The organism is Mycobacterium shottsii (assembly GCF_010728525.1).
GTDB lineage: Bacteria > Actinomycetota > Actinomycetes > Mycobacteriales > Mycobacteriaceae > Mycobacterium > Mycobacterium marinum.
The window spans coordinates 711,502-726,344 of sequence record NZ_AP022572.1 but is presented as its reverse complement, the minus strand read 5'-3'; the positions used below and the strand labels follow the sequence as shown (position 1 = coordinate 726,344).

15 protein-coding genes and 5 pseudogenes are annotated in these 14,843 nt (G+C 66.0%); 12 read left to right on the top strand and 8 right to left on the bottom strand.

Annotated features, from left to right (window positions below; translation table 11 throughout):
- Nucleotides 1-2: 2 nt before the first annotated feature.
- Both G6N41_RS03470 and G6N41_RS03465 read right to left on the bottom strand, forming a co-directional pair.
- Nucleotides 3-1,203: pseudogene (locus tag G6N41_RS03470) on the bottom strand (ABC transporter ATP-binding protein).
- Nucleotides 1,196-1,844: pseudogene (locus tag G6N41_RS03465) on the bottom strand (ABC transporter permease). The pseudogenes G6N41_RS03470 and G6N41_RS03465 overlap by 8 nt, the downstream one beginning before the upstream one ends.
- 319 nt (nucleotides 1,845-2,163) lie before the next feature.
- On the opposite strand from G6N41_RS03465, the gene G6N41_RS03460 reads away from it, so the two are divergent.
- Complete coding sequence (locus G6N41_RS03460; RefSeq protein ID WP_198966604.1) at nucleotides 2,164-2,571, top strand: cold-shock protein; 408 nt, start codon at nucleotides 2,164-2,166, stop codon at nucleotides 2,569-2,571.
- 101 nt (nucleotides 2,572-2,672) lie between these two features.
- Here G6N41_RS03460 and G6N41_RS03455 read toward each other — a convergent pair whose 3' ends face one another.
- Complete coding sequence (locus tag G6N41_RS03455) at nucleotides 2,673-3,632, bottom strand: dipeptidase (RefSeq protein ID WP_198966603.1); 960 nt, start codon at nucleotides 3,630-3,632, stop codon at nucleotides 2,673-2,675.
- A 129-nt stretch (nucleotides 3,633-3,761) separates the two neighbouring features.
- Here G6N41_RS03455 and G6N41_RS03450 point away from each other — a divergent pair, with 129 nt between their 5' ends.
- Nucleotides 3,762-5,075 carry an ammonium transporter gene (locus tag G6N41_RS03450; protein WP_198966602.1) on the top strand — a complete coding sequence of 438 codons (1,314 nt, stop codon included), beginning with the start codon at nucleotides 3,762-3,764 and terminating at the stop codon, nucleotides 5,073-5,075.
- A 9-nt stretch (nucleotides 5,076-5,084) separates the two neighbouring features.
- Here the strand turns inward: G6N41_RS03450 and G6N41_RS03445 are convergent, their stop codons facing one another.
- The 3 genes from G6N41_RS03445 to G6N41_RS03435 form a co-directional block, all read right to left on the bottom strand.
- Nucleotides 5,085-5,384: a GNAT family N-acetyltransferase gene (locus G6N41_RS03445; protein ID WP_020731208.1), complete on the bottom strand. Its 300-nt coding sequence runs from the start codon at nucleotides 5,382-5,384 to the stop codon at nucleotides 5,085-5,087.
- Nucleotides 5,381-6,349, bottom strand: a complete 969-nt coding sequence (locus G6N41_RS03440) for a pirin family protein (protein ID WP_020731209.1) — start codon at nucleotides 6,347-6,349, stop codon at nucleotides 5,381-5,383. The genes G6N41_RS03445 and G6N41_RS03440 overlap by 4 nt, the downstream gene beginning before the upstream one ends.
- Nucleotides 6,350-6,462: 113 nt before the next feature.
- A complete protein-coding gene (locus G6N41_RS03435; RefSeq protein ID WP_198966601.1) occupies nucleotides 6,463-6,879 on the bottom strand; it encodes a WhiB family transcriptional regulator in 417 nt (138 codons plus the stop codon).
- Between the two features lie 143 nt (nucleotides 6,880-7,022).
- On the opposite strand from G6N41_RS03435, the gene G6N41_RS03430 reads away from it, so the two are divergent.
- The 6 genes and pseudogenes from G6N41_RS03430 to G6N41_RS03405 all read left to right on the top strand — a co-directional run bounded on the left by G6N41_RS03430 (nucleotide 7,023) and on the right by G6N41_RS03405 (nucleotide 10,990).
- A complete protein-coding gene (locus G6N41_RS03430; RefSeq protein ID WP_198966600.1) occupies nucleotides 7,023-7,814 on the top strand; it encodes a helix-turn-helix domain-containing protein in 792 nt (263 codons plus the stop codon).
- Entirely contained in the window at nucleotides 7,811-8,638 is an 828-nt protein-coding gene (locus G6N41_RS03425) for a C40 family peptidase (RefSeq protein WP_198966599.1), read from the top strand. The genes G6N41_RS03430 and G6N41_RS03425 overlap by 4 nt, the downstream gene beginning before the upstream one ends.
- On the top strand, nucleotides 8,635-9,015 hold the full coding sequence (locus G6N41_RS03420; RefSeq protein WP_198966598.1) for a DUF4226 domain-containing protein: 381 nt from the start codon (nucleotides 8,635-8,637) through the stop codon (nucleotides 9,013-9,015). The genes G6N41_RS03425 and G6N41_RS03420 overlap by 4 nt, the downstream gene beginning before the upstream one ends.
- Nucleotides 9,016-9,089: 74 nt before the next feature.
- Nucleotides 9,090-10,328 (top strand): annotated as a pseudogene (locus G6N41_RS03415) (DUF4226 domain-containing protein).
- 42 nt (nucleotides 10,329-10,370) lie between these two features.
- A complete protein-coding gene (locus G6N41_RS03410; protein WP_198966597.1) occupies nucleotides 10,371-10,688 on the top strand; it encodes an ESX-1 secretion-associated protein in 318 nt (105 codons plus the stop codon).
- Entirely contained in the window at nucleotides 10,685-10,990 is a 306-nt protein-coding gene (locus tag G6N41_RS03405; RefSeq protein ID WP_198966596.1) for a DUF2694 family protein, read from the top strand. The genes G6N41_RS03410 and G6N41_RS03405 overlap by 4 nt, the downstream gene beginning before the upstream one ends.
- A gap of 4 nt (nucleotides 10,991-10,994) precedes the next feature.
- On the opposite strand, the gene G6N41_RS03400 is transcribed toward G6N41_RS03405, so the two are convergent.
- Entirely contained in the window at nucleotides 10,995-11,138 is a 144-nt protein-coding gene (locus G6N41_RS03400) for a hypothetical protein (protein WP_020727578.1), read from the bottom strand.
- Nucleotides 11,139-11,217: 79 nt separating this feature from the next.
- Between G6N41_RS03400 and G6N41_RS03395 the strand changes: the two genes are divergently transcribed.
- The 4 genes and pseudogenes from G6N41_RS03395 to G6N41_RS03380 all read left to right on the top strand — a co-directional run bounded on the left by G6N41_RS03395 (nucleotide 11,218) and on the right by G6N41_RS03380 (nucleotide 14,025).
- Nucleotides 11,218-12,324, top strand: a complete 1,107-nt coding sequence (locus G6N41_RS03395; protein WP_198966595.1) for a DUF5631 domain-containing protein — start codon at nucleotides 11,218-11,220, stop codon at nucleotides 12,322-12,324.
- 87 nt (nucleotides 12,325-12,411) lie between these two features.
- Nucleotides 12,412-12,732, top strand: a complete 321-nt coding sequence (locus G6N41_RS03390; RefSeq protein ID WP_099052605.1) for a DUF2710 family protein — start codon at nucleotides 12,412-12,414, stop codon at nucleotides 12,730-12,732.
- A 124-nt stretch (nucleotides 12,733-12,856) separates the two neighbouring features.
- Nucleotides 12,857-13,105, top strand: coding sequence for a hypothetical protein (locus G6N41_RS03385; RefSeq protein ID WP_020731219.1), 249 nt, complete (start codon nucleotides 12,857-12,859; stop codon nucleotides 13,103-13,105).
- 46 nt (nucleotides 13,106-13,151) lie between these two features.
- Nucleotides 13,152-14,025, top strand: a pseudogene (locus G6N41_RS03380) (IS5 family transposase).
- Between the two features lie 41 nt (nucleotides 14,026-14,066).
- Here G6N41_RS03380 and G6N41_RS03375 read toward each other — a convergent pair.
- A pseudogene (locus G6N41_RS03375) lies at nucleotides 14,067-14,841 on the bottom strand (TIGR03084 family metal-binding protein).
- Between the last annotated feature and the right edge of the window lie 2 nt (nucleotides 14,842-14,843).

The window sequence follows — 14,843 nt, the reverse complement described above, 5'->3', positions numbered from 1 at the left end:
GCTCATGTCTCGGGCTCCTCAGAGTTCGCTGCACCGCGTATGTCGGCGATTGCCTCCATGATCGTCTCGACTCTAATGACGCCCTGATAGGTATTGCGCCGGCCGGTGACGACCACGACCCCGTGTGACGAGGTCAGCATTTCGTCTAACGCGTCGTTGAGGGTCGATGCTAGGTTGACGCACTCCAGGTCGTCATCGCGGGTCACCTGTGCTAGCGCCTGGGGTTTGGCCAGCTCCTCGAGGGGCAGCCAGCGCAGCGGTCGATTCTGCCGGTCAAGCACGATGGCGTGCTCCCGGTCGAGGGATCCGGCCAGTTCAACGGCTTCGGCGGGGTCGCCGCCGGCCTGCGCGACGACGGCCTCGTGCAGGTCGATGTCGCGCACCCGGGTCAGGCTGAGCTGCATGAGGGTTGCGCCGGCGCCGACGAACCCGCGGACGAAGTCGTTGGCGGGTTCGGCGAGGATCCGTTCCGGGGTGTCGTATTGGACGACCTTGGAGCCGGTGGTCAGGATGGCGATCCGGTCACCCAGCTTGACGGCCTCGCCGAAGTCGTGGGTGACGAAGACGATTGTCTTGTGCAGCTCTTCCTGCAGCCGCAACAACTCGTCCTGTAGTCGTTGGTGGGTGATCGGGTCGACCGCACCGAACGGCTCGTCCATCAACAGCACCGGCGGGTCGGCGGCCAGGGCGCGAGCGACACCGACGCGCTGCTGCTGGCCCCCGGAGAGTTCACGGGGGGAACCGGTCGCGGTACTGGGCCGGGTCGAGGTTGACCAGGTCGAGCAGTTCGTCGATACGGGCGGCAACCCGGTTCTTGTCCCACTTGAGTAGGCGGGGAACGATGCCGATGTTGTCACCCACCGTCAGGTGCGGGAACAGTCCCGCGCCCTGGACCACGTAACCGATGTGGCGTCGAAGTTCATCGGGGTTGCGGTGGGTGACATCGTCATCGCCGATGAAGATCCGCCCGCTGGTGGGCTCGATCAGCCGGTTGATCATCTTCATCGTCGTGGTCTTTCCACAACCCGAAGGGCCTACCAACATGACGATCTCGCCCGCGCCGATCTCCAAGGTGACGTTGTCGACCGCGGGTGTGGAGCGCACGCCGTACCGCTTGGTCACCCCATCCAGCAGAATCCGGAGTCCGCTGCTCTGGGGAGCGTCGGACGTGGTCGGTTGATCAGCGGACGCGGCTTCAGGCACGTATTCCTCTCGGGGTGGTGAGACGCGCAATGAGGTTGAGCACCGTGTCGAGAATGACCGCCAGGATCAGGATGCCGATGGTGGCGGCGACGATCGAATTGGTCGCGTTGGCGCCACCCATTCGGGAGATGCCCGAGAAGATGTAGCCACCCAGTCCCGGACCGAGCGCGAAGGCCACGATGGCCGCGATGCCCATCAGCATCTGGGCGGACACCCGCACACCGGTCATGATCACCGGCCAGGCCAGCGGCAGTTCCAGACGCACCAGCGTGGTCAGTCGGCTCATTCCCATCCCCCGGGCCGACTCCACCAGGCCTTTGTCGACGCCGGTCAGTCCCACCACAACGTTGCGCAGAATGGGGAACACGCCAAAGAAGGTCAGCATGATCACCGACGGCAGAACGCCGAGGCCGACGATCCCGACGAGCACACCGAGCAGGGCGTAGGACGGAATCGTCAACCCGACCGCGGTCACCGCGTTCCCGGTGGCCGCGCCCAGCGGCGAGTTGTAGATGAGAACACCGAGAATCAGGGCTATCGCCGTCGCCAGGATGAGCGTCTATCCTCACCAGGCTGATGTGCTGGTAGGCCAGAAACCACAGCACTGACCACCGATCGACTACGAAATCGTATAAACCCATGAACTCGGTAGCGGCCTCCATAATGGGGATGTAGCGCGTGCTGACGTGATGTCGTTATTCAACCTAACCAGATCGGCACCCCATCGCGAGTCCGATGCGGCAAATCCCGGCCGGATGGGTGCGGCGCGACGGCTCGCGTGCTCGGCTTCCAGGCGGGAGGGATCTACGCTGGTACGGTTGAGGATCCGCTGGGTCGCTGGCGGTCTTCCGGTGTCCAGAGCACGGTGAGGACGGGTTCGTTGGCGAGATTACTTGACTCGGTGAATTACTCTGGATATATGTTTGTATTCATTCGTGAGTGAGTTGAACGGGGTATTCGGTGAGGGGTACAGGGCGGATTGTTCGTTTTGACGACGTTCGTGGTTATGGGTTTATTGCTCCCGATTCCGGTGGCGAGGACGTTTTCCTGCATGCCAATGACTTGGATTTCGATCGGCTTTTGACAAAACGCGGAACGCGGGTTTCCTTTGATATCGAGGACGGTCCTCGCGGCAAGTTCGCCACGGCAGTGCTGATCACTTCGGAAGGGTCCGGCAGGACCGGTGCTGGGAGCAAGGCCGCTGCCTCGGACACCGATGAGTATTTCGATGTCTTCTCGGCCCAGGAATTCAAGGAAGCGGCTACCGAGATCCTCTTGGAGGCGACGCCTTCAATTACGGGTGAGCAGATTGTGCGTATCCGGGCGGCATTCGAGGGATTTGCCCGAAAACACGGTTGGATCGAATAGTCGGGCGGACGCCATTTCCGGATCCCGCCCGGAGGGTGAGATGTCGACCAATCAATTGTACGAGTATCAGTGTGGTCGCCGGAACAATCGTGGCGGGGTTGTCAGGTGGGCCAGACGCGTTGCGCCACTCGATAGAAGTTGGCGCCGAGCACCGCGTTGATGTGATCGTCGGCCCAGCCCCGGTTGGCGAGGTGCGCACCGAGTGTGAGCAGCGTTTCGGGCGCCATCCACTGGATCGGTCCCCAGCGGGTGTAGCTCTCATCGAATAGGTCCGGGTTGCGGGCCAGCTCGTCGTAGAAGTCGGCGAGATCGAAGGAGAAGTCGCTGCTGATACCGACGTGGTCGATGCCCACCAGATCGACGGCGTATTCCAGGTGCCGTGTCATGGCGTCGAGGGTGGGCGTATTGGGCCCCAGGAAAATGCCGACCCCGGTGATTCCGATGACCCCACCGGTGGCCGCGCAGGCTCGTGCTTGGTCGTCGGTGATGTTGCGCGGGTAATCCCACACCGCGCGCATGCAGGAGTGGCTGTAGACCACCGGACCGGTAGAGACCTCACACATGTCCAGTCCGGTGCGGGTGCTGCAGTGCGACCCGTCGGGCACGATGCCCACGCGGTCCATCTCGGCGACGATCGCGCGTCCCCAACCGGTCAGGCCGGCATCGGTGGTGTCCAGACAACCGCTGCCCGCACGGTTGGCGTGGTTGTAGGTCGGCAGCAGCGTGCGCACCCCAAGGTCGGCCAGGGTCGCCAGGTTGTCGAGGTTGTCGTCGAGGGGGCGGGAGTCCTCCAGGTCGAAGACCACCGCGATGCGCCCGCCGCGGGTGATGGTGGTGACATCGCCGACGCCGGCGGCCAGCTCCAGGTCGGGGTGGGCGCTGATCGCGGCGCGGTAGTGATCCAGCAGCGTCGTCGTGTCGCGGAAGCTGTGCGGCGAATACCCGGCGTTGACCGATACCAACACCGCCATGTCGTGACCGTGGTACCGGATCAGCGGTTCGACCGAGGTGTCGGTCTGTAGTGGCAGACACGTGTGCTGGTCCCACAGGAACGACGTCATACACGGATATTGCACCGCGGCCGGGGCTCGGTTTGCGGCGGCTGACTATGCCGAGATCCGCCGTCTAGCGTCTATCGGAAACATCGCGCCGATATTCTCGTGGCTGCTGACTATCGAAGGAGCCCCGAGTTGGATATCGATCCCGCCGCTACCGCGTGGCTGCTGGCCAGCACCGCACTCGTGCTGCTGATGACGCCCGGGCTGGCGATCTTCTACGGCGGCATGGTGCGCACCACCGGCGTGCTCAACATGATCATGATGAGCTTCATCTCCATACCGCTGGTCACGGTGGCATGGTTGCTGGCCGGTTACAGCTTGGCGTTCTCCGACGGCGCGGCGCCTGGCTTCCCCGGTGGGCTGGTGGGCGGGCTGACGCATGCCGGAATGCGCGGTATCGGTCCGGCGACGGTCCATGGGTCGGTTCCCGAGTTGCTGTTCGCGACCTTTCAGCTGAGCTTTCCGATCATCACCGCCGCCCTGGTCAGCGGCGCTATCGCGGATCGGGCCAAGTTCGCGGCCTGGATGGTTTTCGTACCCGTCTGGTCGATCGCGGTGTACTCGGTTGTGGCGCACTGGGTGTGGGCGCCCAGCGGCTGGCTGGCGAAGATGGGAGTGCTCGACTACGCGGGCGGGCTGGTCGTCGAGATCGTCTCGGGTTCCTCGGCCCTTGCCCTGGCGCTGGTGCTGGGTCGACGCATCGGGTTCAAGGTTGATCCGATGCGCCCGCACAATCTGCCGTTCGTGCTGCTGGGTGTGGGACTGCTGTGGTTCGGCTGGTTTGGGTTCAATGCCGGTTCGGCGTTGGCGGCCAATGGGCTGGCCTCGGCGATCTTCCTCAACACCCTGGTCGCCGGGTGCCTGGGGATGTTGGGCTGGCTGGCAGTCGAGCAGATCCGCGACGGCAAGCCGACCACGTTCGGTGCCGCCTCGGGCGTGGTGGCGGGTCTGGTGGCGATCACGCCGTCGTGTGGCACGGTGAACACCCTGGGTGCGGCCCTGGTCGGGTTGGCGGCCGGGACTGTCTGCGCGTTCGCGATCACGGTGAAGTTCAAACTCAACTACGACGACTCGCTCGACGTGGTGGGTGTGCACTTCATCGGTGGTGTGGTGGGCGTCCTGCTGATCGGGTTGCTGGCCACCGCGGTGATGACCGACGGCGCGCGGGGTCTGTTCTACGGCGGTGGGCTGGGCCAGCTCGGCAAGCAGGCATTGGCGATGGTGGTGGTGGCGCTCTACGCGTTCACGGTGAGCTATTTGTTGGCCGCGCTGATCGAGCGGTTGATGGGGTTCCGGGTAAGCCGCGAGGAAGAGGTCAGCGGTGTCGACTTCAGCCAGCACGCGGAGACGGCCTACACCGAGGGTGTCTATGGGCATCAGCAGCTGCATCGCCCATTCTCCGGTGGGGACGCAATTCGCCCGCGCCCCAACATCGAGGACGCCTGAGCTGTCCCGTTAAACGGGGTCGGTGATCGCGTCGTATTCGGGATGCTTGTCGAGGACCGTAACGACCATGGAGCACACCGGGACGATGCGCTTGCCCGCGGCTCGTGCGTCTTGCAGGGCTTCCTCCACGAGGATGGTCGCCAGGCCCCGTCCGCCGAACGCCGGATCGACTTCGGTGTGGTCGAAGACGCGCTGATCGCCGCGGTCGATGTAGGTGGCGAGTCCGACGGTTTGTCCTTCGACCGCGATCGTGTACTTGCCCGCCTCGGCGGTGATGGTGGTCTGCGCGCCGGTCTTGTCGGCAGTCATCGATGGTCCTCTCGGTTCGGTAGCGGTCTGGGCAGCAGCCGGGTGGTGGGCAGGGGCGGGGCGGGCAGTCGCGTGACCGAACCCTGGTAGCCGACAACCTCACCGAAGCGCGCGTCGGCGTCCTGCCACAGTTGGCGATAGCTCACGATCTCGTTGTGGTTGCGCCCGACGAAGTTCCACCACATCACCAATTCTTCGGCAAACGGTGTGCCGCCCAACAGCAGTAGTCGCGCCGGCTGTGCCCCGACGTTGCGCACGTGCACGGTGGTGTTATCCGGGCCCTGGTAGCCCAGATCGCCTGCCGCCAGCGCGGTCCCAGCCAATTCGAGATCGCCGACATCGCACAGCACCCCGTGTTCGAATGTCGGGTCGACTTCGATATCCAGCTCGGCATGGGCGTCCAGGTCGAGCTGGGCGCCAAGTAGCGGCGTGAAGGTATGTACCGGCGACCGCAAGCCGGCCAGCTCGCCGATGAACACCCGCGCTCGCGCACCGGGGAGTACCGCCGGTGCCGGCGCGTAGTGAGCAAAGTCGCGCCCGGTGTCGCGGGCGGAATCGGGCAGGGCCACCCACAGTTGGGCGCCATGTAGCACGCCGCTACCCACCGACACCTCGGAGTGACAGATGCCCGCGCCCGCGGTCATCAGGTTCAGCTCGCCGGGGCGGATCCGGGCATGGACCCCCGCGCTGTCCCGGTGCTCCACTTCCCCACTGAACAGCCAGCTGACCGTCTGCAGTCCGGTGTGCGGGTGGGGCGCCACATCCATGTGGGCCGAGACCGGGCCATAGTGGTCGACGAAACACCAGGCGCCGATCAGGGAACGTTGCCGCTGCGGAAGGGTGCGTTGCACCCGGATTGCACGCGGCCCACCCAGCGGCACTTCCCGCGGATGCAGCACCTCGATACCGGCACCGTGTGCGGCGCAGCAGGCTACCTCCGCTGGTGCGGTCTCCAGGTTGCTCATTGGTGCACCCTTCGTCGCGGGTGTGCTCGGGCGAGCTACCGCGACCCTACGCCGGTTCGGCGACCGGGCCGCACCAGGTAGCGCGTGATCACGACGCGGCCCCACCGGTGGGGCTAGGCCGCTGTTTGGGGGCCCACCTGTGTGACCGGCAAATGCCACACCACCGCGGTCACGGGGACGGCATCGCGTTCGTTGCGCGCCAGCAGGGCGGTGTTTTCCGGGAGCTGTCGGGCATTGATCTCCCCCGCCGCGATTCGGCGCAAGACGTCATGAGCCTCAGCCAGCTGTCCGCGCTTGCGGTACTGGCCCCCGGGCAGCTTGACCCCAGCCCACACCCCGTACTCCTCGCGGTGCTTGACGGCACGTTCGGCGCACAGACGTTGCTGGGCCAGCGGGCACCGGCGCAGGCACTGAATCCGCGCTTCGGTGGCGGAGCGCTCATAGGCGCGGGCCTTGGTGGCACCGTCGCCACTGTCGTCGTCGGGGTAGCCGAACCACAGTTCCGGGTTGGTGGCGCAAGGGTTGGACATCAGCCGGTCTCCTTCCCCGCTAAAACGTATGCGAACGCGTATACGAAGATGTGCGATCCCGGCAAGAGAAGCGTGACAAAAACGTATATACACAGGGTGTCGTACCGGTCTGTGTAATATCCCGGCTATGGCCGGAGCTAGCGGTGAGCCGTGAATCGGCCGGTGCGGCTATCCGTGCCTTGCGTGAGTCACACGATTGGTCACTGGCCGACCTCGCGGCCGCGACCGGTGTCAGCATCATGGGCCTCAGCTATCTGGAACGAGGTGCCCGCAAGCCGCACAAAGGCACAGTTCAGAAGGTAGAAAACGGCCTCGGTTTGCCGCCGGGCACCTACTCGCGGCTGCTGGTCGCCGCCGATCCGGAGGCGGAACTAGCCCGGCTGCTCGCTGCCCGGCCGACCGAGACGGCCTCGCCTCGCCGCCCCGGCGTGGTGGTGGTCGACCGCCACAGTGACACCGATGTGCTGGAGGGATACGCCGAAGCCCAGCTGGATGCCCTCAGGTCGGTCATCGATAGATTGCCGGCGAGCACATCAAACGAATATGAGACGTATATTCTCTCTGTGGTCGCTCAGTGCGTGAAGGCCGAGATGCTGGCCGCCAGCTCATGGCGGGTGGCGGTCAACGCCGGCTCGGAGTCCAGCGCCCGACTCATGGAGCACCTGGAGGCGCTGGAGGCAACGCGCACCGCCCTGCTCGAGCGGATGCCGGCGAGCTTGAGCGCGCGCTTCGACCGGGCGTGCGCGCAATCGCAGTTACCGGACGCGGTCATCGCGGCACTGATCGGTGTCGATAGTGACGAACTGTGGGATATCCGCAACAGGGGGGTCATCCCGCCCGGAGCGCTCCCCCGGATTCGCGCCTTCGTCGATGGATCCACGGAGTCCTCCCAACAGCAGGATCGCGGCTGCGACGACGGCGAGGGGCAACGATGATTCCCACCGAAGTCGATGCGTTGCTTCGCGCCCATCAGATGTTCGTCGGCACTGGCGATCACCGGATGCGGGACGTGCACCCCCAACCGGGTGCGGAGCCGCTGTGGCGCGCCACCCTGCCCAACCCCGCGACGGATCAACCCCGCTATGGGTTCAGGGCAGCACGTGGCCGGGAAGTCCTAGCGGCTGCGACAAGAACCGATGCGGCGGTTGCCGCGGTGATTGCCGATGCGCACCGGGATCGCGAGCAGGCCCGGGAGTTGACCGGCAACGTCGTGAACCAGGCTCGGGCCGATTGTGTGGCACCGCCGGTGACGCCGTTGGCCCAGCGTGAGGCCATCCGTCGCCGGGTGGGCCGGCTGCGTGCCCAACGCGCGCATGTTCTGTGGGCGCACCGACGGGCGCGGCGCCGGTTGGCCGCCTTGCGCCTGCTGCGGTACCGGATGCTGCACCACCATGGGTCGAGGCAGCGGTTGTCGCCGATCAGCGGGCGCGCCGGAATCGCGGTGCGAGCGGCGTTGTCGCGGCTGGGCCGCCCCTACGTTTGGGGGGCTACCGGCCCGGACCGGTTCGACTGCTCTGGGCTGGTCCAATGGGCCTACGCGCAGGCGGGCGTGCACTTGGACCGCACCACCTACCAGCAGATCAACGACGGGATCGTGGTGTCGCGCTCGCAGATACGGCCCGGCGATTTGGTCTTCCCGCATCCGGGCCACGTGCAGCTGGCGATCGGCAACAATCTGGTGGTCGAGGCGCCGCACGCGGGCGCCTCGGTGCGGATCAGCCCATTGGGTAACCATGTGCAAATCCGGCGGCCGCTATGAACGGCGGCGAACCCAGGTCTGAGCAGGCCGGATCCGCGCTAGCCGCGATTCGGGCGCGGCAAGCCGAGCTGGCGCGCCAACACGACGTGCTCGGCGAGGCCGACCGTGCGCTGGCGGAGGCGCTCACCCGTGCGCACACGGTAATGCGCGACAGTGTCCGTCGCCTCGATGCGATCGGTGCAGAGATCGATGGCGCTGTGGCAGGCCAGGATTCGCTCGCCCTCGATACCCCGCTGGGGGCGCGTGAGTTTCAGAATTTCCTGCTCGCCAAGCAGCGCGAGATCGCAACCATCGTCGCCACCGCCCACGAGCTTGATCGCACGAAAAGTGCTGTGCTGGCGAGCTTGGGGGCACACTATGGCGAATCCCCGGGCTAGCCCGCCAGCCGGTTGTGCACAGACCAGGTGAGGTGAATTGTCGGCGCTGAGGCGCCTGGGTACTGTCACGCGACATGGGCGGATCGGAGCAGCGTGCGCAGTCGGGCGCGGCACGCGGAGCCGCCGCCGATGCCATCGCTGGCACGGAAGTGGCTTTAGCACACTAGAATTCGATGAGCTCATAGCTCGATCTGCAGGTGATCGCGGCTATCTTGAATGCGCACCTGACGGCGGTCGACGGAAGCGAGGCGCTCGACGAGCTGCAGCAAGAGACCGAAGCCGCAGTGCGGACCCGCTCGGATCTGGACACACCGGCCGGAGCCCGCGACTTCCAGCGCTTCCTGATCGGAAAGCTCAGAGATATCCGGGAGGTGGTCGCCACTGCGAGCCTCGATGACACCTCGAAAGCAACCCTGATGGCCGCATGGACGTCGCTGTACAACGCATCCAAGCAAGAGGCGAGTTCGCCCGGCGATGCGCCGACGGTCACCGAGCCCGCGGCGGGCACCGGTGCCGATGCGGACCGCGCGGCTGGGCTGATCTCGGGGGACCCGCTTTTGGACTCGCTGTTGTTCGACGACCCGGGTTTGGTAGCTGAGGCGCCGTTGCCGCACGGCGCGGCGACGGCGCCGGCGTTGCCGAGCATGCCCGGCCTGGGCGACGGATCGGGCGCTGCTACTCCGTCGGGTGCTGGTTCGGTCCCGAACTTGCCCGCGGGTCCGGCCTTGTCCGCAATCCCCCGGGCAATCGCATCACGCCTGGACGAGCTCGATGACCCCAGCCTCGACTCCCTTGCCCTGGATCCGGACGACTCAGACGACGAACCAGCTTATCTGGATGAGGACACCGGCGGCGGTGGCGAAGACACGGAGCAACCGGCATCGTCGGGCGAGCCGCAACCGCTGCCCACCGGACCGACGAAGGTGACTCTGCCCAACGGGGACACGATCACCGCGGCAAGCCCTGAACTAGCCGCGGCGATCAACGCCACCGCGGGCGGTGCTGCCATCGCAGATGCGTTCCAGCAACAAGGCATTGCCATCCCCCCGCCCGGAACGCCGGTGAGTGACCCGATAGACCCGGCGCGACTCGCCGCCGGAGACATCGGCATGTTCACGGATCGGCACGCGCTTGCCCTCGGTGATGGCAACGCGTTTCTGGACGGGCAGATGCAACAGGTTTCCAGCATGGGCGGGCCGAACTTCCTAGGCTGGCAGCATCCGCCAACATCGACGACCGTCACGGCGCCGGCCCAGACCGGCGCCCCAACCCCGACCCGGCCGGCGACTACGCCGGTCGCCCCGCGATACTGAGCCCGCCGGCGGGACCCCGGCGCCATAACGAGGAGACAGCGGATGGCAGATCGAATCCATGTGGAGCCGGCGCACCTGCGCGAAGCCGCTGCCCATCACGAGCAAACCTCCGAATACCTGCGCAGCGTGGCGTCGTCGCATGCCGCGATACAGGAGAGCCTGAACTCATTGGGGCCGATCTTCAGTGAGCTGCGCGAGGCCGGCCGCGATCTTCTCGAACTACGACGTCAGTGCTACGAGCAGCAGGCCGACGAGCATGCCGACATCGCGCAGAACCTACGGACCTCCGCGGCGATGTGGGACCAGCACGAGCAAGACGCGGCTCACGACTTCGGCGGCATCGTCGACAACGGTCGATGACCGACGCCAACCCCGCGTTCGACACCGTCCATCCCAGCGGGCACATCCTGGTCCGGTCCTGCCGGGGCGGTTACATGCACAGCGTGGCCTTGAGCGAGGGAGCGATGGAGACCGACGCCGCTGCGCTGGCCGAGGGAATTTTGCTGACGGCCGATGTCTCATGTCTGAAGGCTTTGCTAGAAGTGCGCGAAGAGATCGTTGCGGCCGGCCACACGCCATCGGCGGAGGTGCCGACCAACCGAGATCTCGACGTCGCGATCGAGCGACTGCTGGCCCACCAATTACGGCCGCCCCGCCGCTGATCGGCTAGAGCAGCCAGGGTTTGGCGGTATCGGGATCGGGTGCGATGTCGGTGGGTGGTTCGACGGGATTGGCGCCAAACAGTTCCCGCGCGCGGCTTAGCAGAGAACGCACCTCATCGAGTTGCTGCTGGAGCGCAGAATCAGCCATGGCCTCACGCTACCGAGGCCCGCTCGTCGGCACAATTCACCATCTGCGACGCCCCGTGAGGTGCCGGTACGCTGAGCCGATGGCGATTTTCGGGCGACGGACGGCGCGTCAGCGCCTCCGCAAAGCCGCCCAGGAATCCCTGGCCATCCCGGCGTTCAGCTCTCCGCCGGACTGCACCCCATGGGTGATCGGCGGGCTATGGCCCACCGAACTGTCGCGGGATGCGCCCGAAACTGCCACGCTGGCAGGGTATTTGGAAGCCGACCTGCAGCGTATCGCCGATTCCGCCAATGAGGAGCTGGCTAGCCTGCGCCACGCGGTAATGCTTGATTCGGACCGACGTGCCGCAGAGGCCAGGGTGATCGACGACGCCCGCGCGCGGGCGGTGCAACGAGTCGAGTCGGCACGGAATCAACTACGTGAAGGGACGTCAACCGAGCCGCCCGTCGCACCACCAGACGTCGCCGATCCGAACGCGGCCGAACCGGGATCGCAACCGCAACCGCCGACAGCCGGGCGCCCCGACGCGGTCGATGCGGCCCGGGCAGCGGCTCGAGCTCCGGCACCTGCTGTGCCGGAGTCGGACGACCAGCGGCTGCGTCGACTGCTGATGTTCGCGGCCCGCCAGGAGCCTCGCCTGAACTGGGCGATTGGGCAACGGCCAGAAGGCACGGTGCTGGTCACCGACGTCGCCCACGGCTGGATACCCCCCGGGATTGCCCTTCCGCAGGGCGTCCGGTTGCTGCCCCCAAAGCGGCGTAGCGGCCGGCTCGCCGCACTGGTCGATGCGGCGACGGGTTTGCTGAGCTACAGCCCGGGCGATCCGCTGCCCTGGGCGGACGAAGACACCGCGACGAGATCCTCGGTGCGGCCGCGTGAGTTGCCGATGGCCGACAATGTGGCCCGAGAGCTCTGTAACGCTACCCGCAGCCGTGTCGGGTTGCCGAGGATGGCGCACGTACTTGCCAAGGCTGCTGATGCCGGGACGGCCGTGGTGGAAGACGAAATCGACCTTTTGCGAGTGCATCTCGACATCGCGCGGCACGAGGTTATGGCCCGCTACCCCAGCATCGATGGTGAGGTGTTGCTCAACTGCATGTTGTTGGCGGCCACCGCAAGCAGTGTCAGCGGCGACGAGGTGACGGCGAACTACCACCTGGCCTGGTTTCGGGAACTCAATGCGTGACCATTCGCCGATCGAATCGGCCACCGGTGCATACACGCTCGACGTCACGTTTGAATTGACGGTGGCTACAGCCGTGGACATACTGTCTTGGTGTCGGGGCCCGGCGGTCGCGCGGAATTGAGCGATAAAGACCTCGTTGAATCCGTCCTTCGCGAACTGAGCGAGGCGGCCGACAAATGGGAAGCACTTGTCGCGCAGGCGGAGAATGTCACCTACAGCGTGGACCTGGGAGATGTTCACGCTGTGGCCAATTCCGACGGCCGGTTGCTGAAGTTGACGCTGCATCCCGGCGTCATGACCGGCTACTCCCATGCTGAGCTGGCCGATCGACTGAACGTCGCCCTCGCCGCGCTGCGTGAAGAGGCGGAAGCCGAAAACGAGGCCCGCTACGGCGGGCCTTTGCAGTAACCGGCCGCTGGATTGTCTTGCGGTGCAATGAGTTCGAAATGGCCATCCGGTGGCTCGGCTAGATTTTCCGCACCACAGTCTCTTTCGCATCATCGGGGCGGCATCCGGGCTAGATTGGTGGACCATGACCTGGTTGACGATCGCCAAGGTGGCCTTGGTGGGCTTCCTGGTGATGGGCAGCGGCGTGTTGTTGTTCACCTTTGTGCGCAAGGCTCGACGTGGCGTCAGGCCGCCAACATCGGATCCCAATGCTTCGTCTTACTTGAACGCGGTGTTCGGGGGCGCGCCACCAACCCCGTTGCCCCAGTGGGCGCACCACGACGAGGCATTCGACGAGGACCCCGAGGGCGGCGACTCGCGCCACGGCGCCTAGGGCGTGTCTGCTTAATGTGAATGGTGTTTTGGCTGATGCTGTTTGGGTGATGCGGACGCATGCGATTTCTGATGATTTGTGGTCGCTGATCGTGGCGGTGTTGCCTGCGGGGCGGCGGCGTGGCCGGCCGTGGAACGATCATCGACGTACTCTGGAGGGCATTATCTGGCGTTACCGTACGGGATCTCCGTGGTGTGACCTGCCCGAGCACTTCGGTCCCTGGCAATCGGTGGCCGAGAGGCATCTACGCTGGTCGGTCGATGGCATCTACGCGCGGATCTTCGCGGCGATCGCCTCTGACCTCGACGCCGAGGACGCCGACCTGGGCGCACTGTTGTCGGTCGATTCGACCAGTGTGCGCGCCCACCGACACGCAGCCGGAGCGCGCTCCGGGCGCCGCACAGGGGGATCTGTCGAATTACAAGAAATATCTCGATGAGCCCGATGACCACGCCATTGGGCATTCCCGCGGCGGGCTGACTACCAAGATCCACGCCTTGACCGACCAGCTGTGCAGTCCGGTCACCCTGGCACTGTCGGCCGGTCAAGCCGGTGATAATCCGATGCTTTGGCCATTGCTGGCCGCCCGGTGCAGCAACTCATACGCCCCGTTTCACCTGCTGGCAGACAAGGCGAACTCCCATGACTCGACGCGGGCACAGCTGCGCCGGCTCAAGATCGCCCATACCATCCCCGAGCGCAGCGACCAGATCACCCGCCGCAAAGCCAAAGGCCGCAACAGAGGACGGCCTCCGGGGTTCTCAGGCCGAATCTACAAGCACCGCAACACCGTCGAGCGAAGCTTCAACCGGCTCAAACACTGGCGCGCGGTCGCCACCTGCTACGACAAATACGCCCTGACCTACCTCGGCGGTGTCACCCTGGCCGCCATCATCACCTACCACCGCGTCCGCAATTAGCAGACAGGACCTAGCCGGCTAGGTCGCACGTCAGGTTAGGGTCATCGCCCCTCGCCGGGAGGCCCGGCGAAGGCCTGCGCGATCTGTAGCCATTGCCGCGCATCCTCGCCGGTCGCGGTGAGGTGCAGGGAGCTCAACGGTCGCCGCTGGGTGACCAGGAAGCAGAAATCTTCGGCGGGCCCGGTGACCCGCTGGGCCGCATCGGCCGGTCCCCACGACCAGATGTCACCGCCGGGGCCGCGTAGCTCGACCAGGAACTGCTCGGTGGGCGGGGCCAGGTTGTTGACGAAGTAGGCGTAGTCGCGGGTGCGCACACCCAGGTGGGCAATCGAGCGCAGCCGGTCGGTGGCGGGCCGGGTGACACCGAGGGCGTCGGCGACATCAAGCCCGTGCGCCCAGGTCTCCATCAAGCGCGCGGTGGCCATTGACTCGGCGCTCATGGGGGGGGCCGAACCACGGCAACTTGCGTCCGTCGGCAACATTGAGCAGCGCCTCATGCAGTCGGCCGCGGGTGAGCCGCCAATCGCTGAGCAGCTCCGCCGGCGGCAGCGCCGCAAGCTCCTCGGCGCCCTCGTCCACGAAGCCGGCCGGGTTGGCGGCCGCCGCGGTCAGTACGTCGGCGAACCCCGCCTCGTCGGTCACCGCGGTGAGTGCCACGCGATCGGTCCACAGCAGGTGCGCGATCTGGTGTGCGATGCTCCACCCCGGTGCCGGGGTCAGCTCGCTCCACCGCTGCGGTGCCAGCGGCGCCACCAGGGCGTCCAGGTCGTCGCTTTCTGCCTCCAGGTCAGCCACGATCGGGCCGGGACCCGCCATTG

Bases quoted from the DNA above. Each gene is read 5' to 3' on its own strand.
- G6N41_RS03455 (WP_198966603.1), bottom strand. From the start codon at position 3,632: ATGACGTCGTTCCTGTGGGACCAGCACACGTGTCTGCCACTACAGACC.
- G6N41_RS03445 (WP_020731208.1), bottom strand. From the start codon at position 5,384: ATGACTGCCGACAAGACCGGCGCGCAGACCACCATCACCGCCGAGGCG.
- G6N41_RS03440 (WP_020731209.1), bottom strand. From the start codon at position 6,349: ATGAGCAACCTGGAGACCGCACCAGCGGAGGTAGCCTGCTGCGCCGCA.
- G6N41_RS03435 (WP_198966601.1), bottom strand. From the start codon at position 6,879: ATGTCCAACCCTTGCGCCACCAACCCGGAACTGTGGTTCGGCTACCCC.
- G6N41_RS03425 (WP_198966599.1), top strand. From the start codon at position 7,811: ATGATTCCCACCGAAGTCGATGCGTTGCTTCGCGCCCATCAGATGTTC.
- G6N41_RS03420 (WP_198966598.1), top strand. From the start codon at position 8,635: ATGAACGGCGGCGAACCCAGGTCTGAGCAGGCCGGATCCGCGCTAGCC.
- G6N41_RS03410 (WP_198966597.1), top strand. From the start codon at position 10,371: ATGGCAGATCGAATCCATGTGGAGCCGGCGCACCTGCGCGAAGCCGCT.
- G6N41_RS03405 (WP_198966596.1), top strand. From the start codon at position 10,685: ATGACCGACGCCAACCCCGCGTTCGACACCGTCCATCCCAGCGGGCAC.
- G6N41_RS03400 (WP_020727578.1), bottom strand. From the start codon at position 11,138: ATGGCTGATTCTGCGCTCCAGCAGCAACTCGATGAGGTGCGTTCTCTG.
- G6N41_RS03395 (WP_198966595.1), top strand. From the start codon at position 11,218: ATGGCGATTTTCGGGCGACGGACGGCGCGTCAGCGCCTCCGCAAAGCC.
- G6N41_RS03385 (WP_020731219.1), top strand. From the start codon at position 12,857: ATGACCTGGTTGACGATCGCCAAGGTGGCCTTGGTGGGCTTCCTGGTG.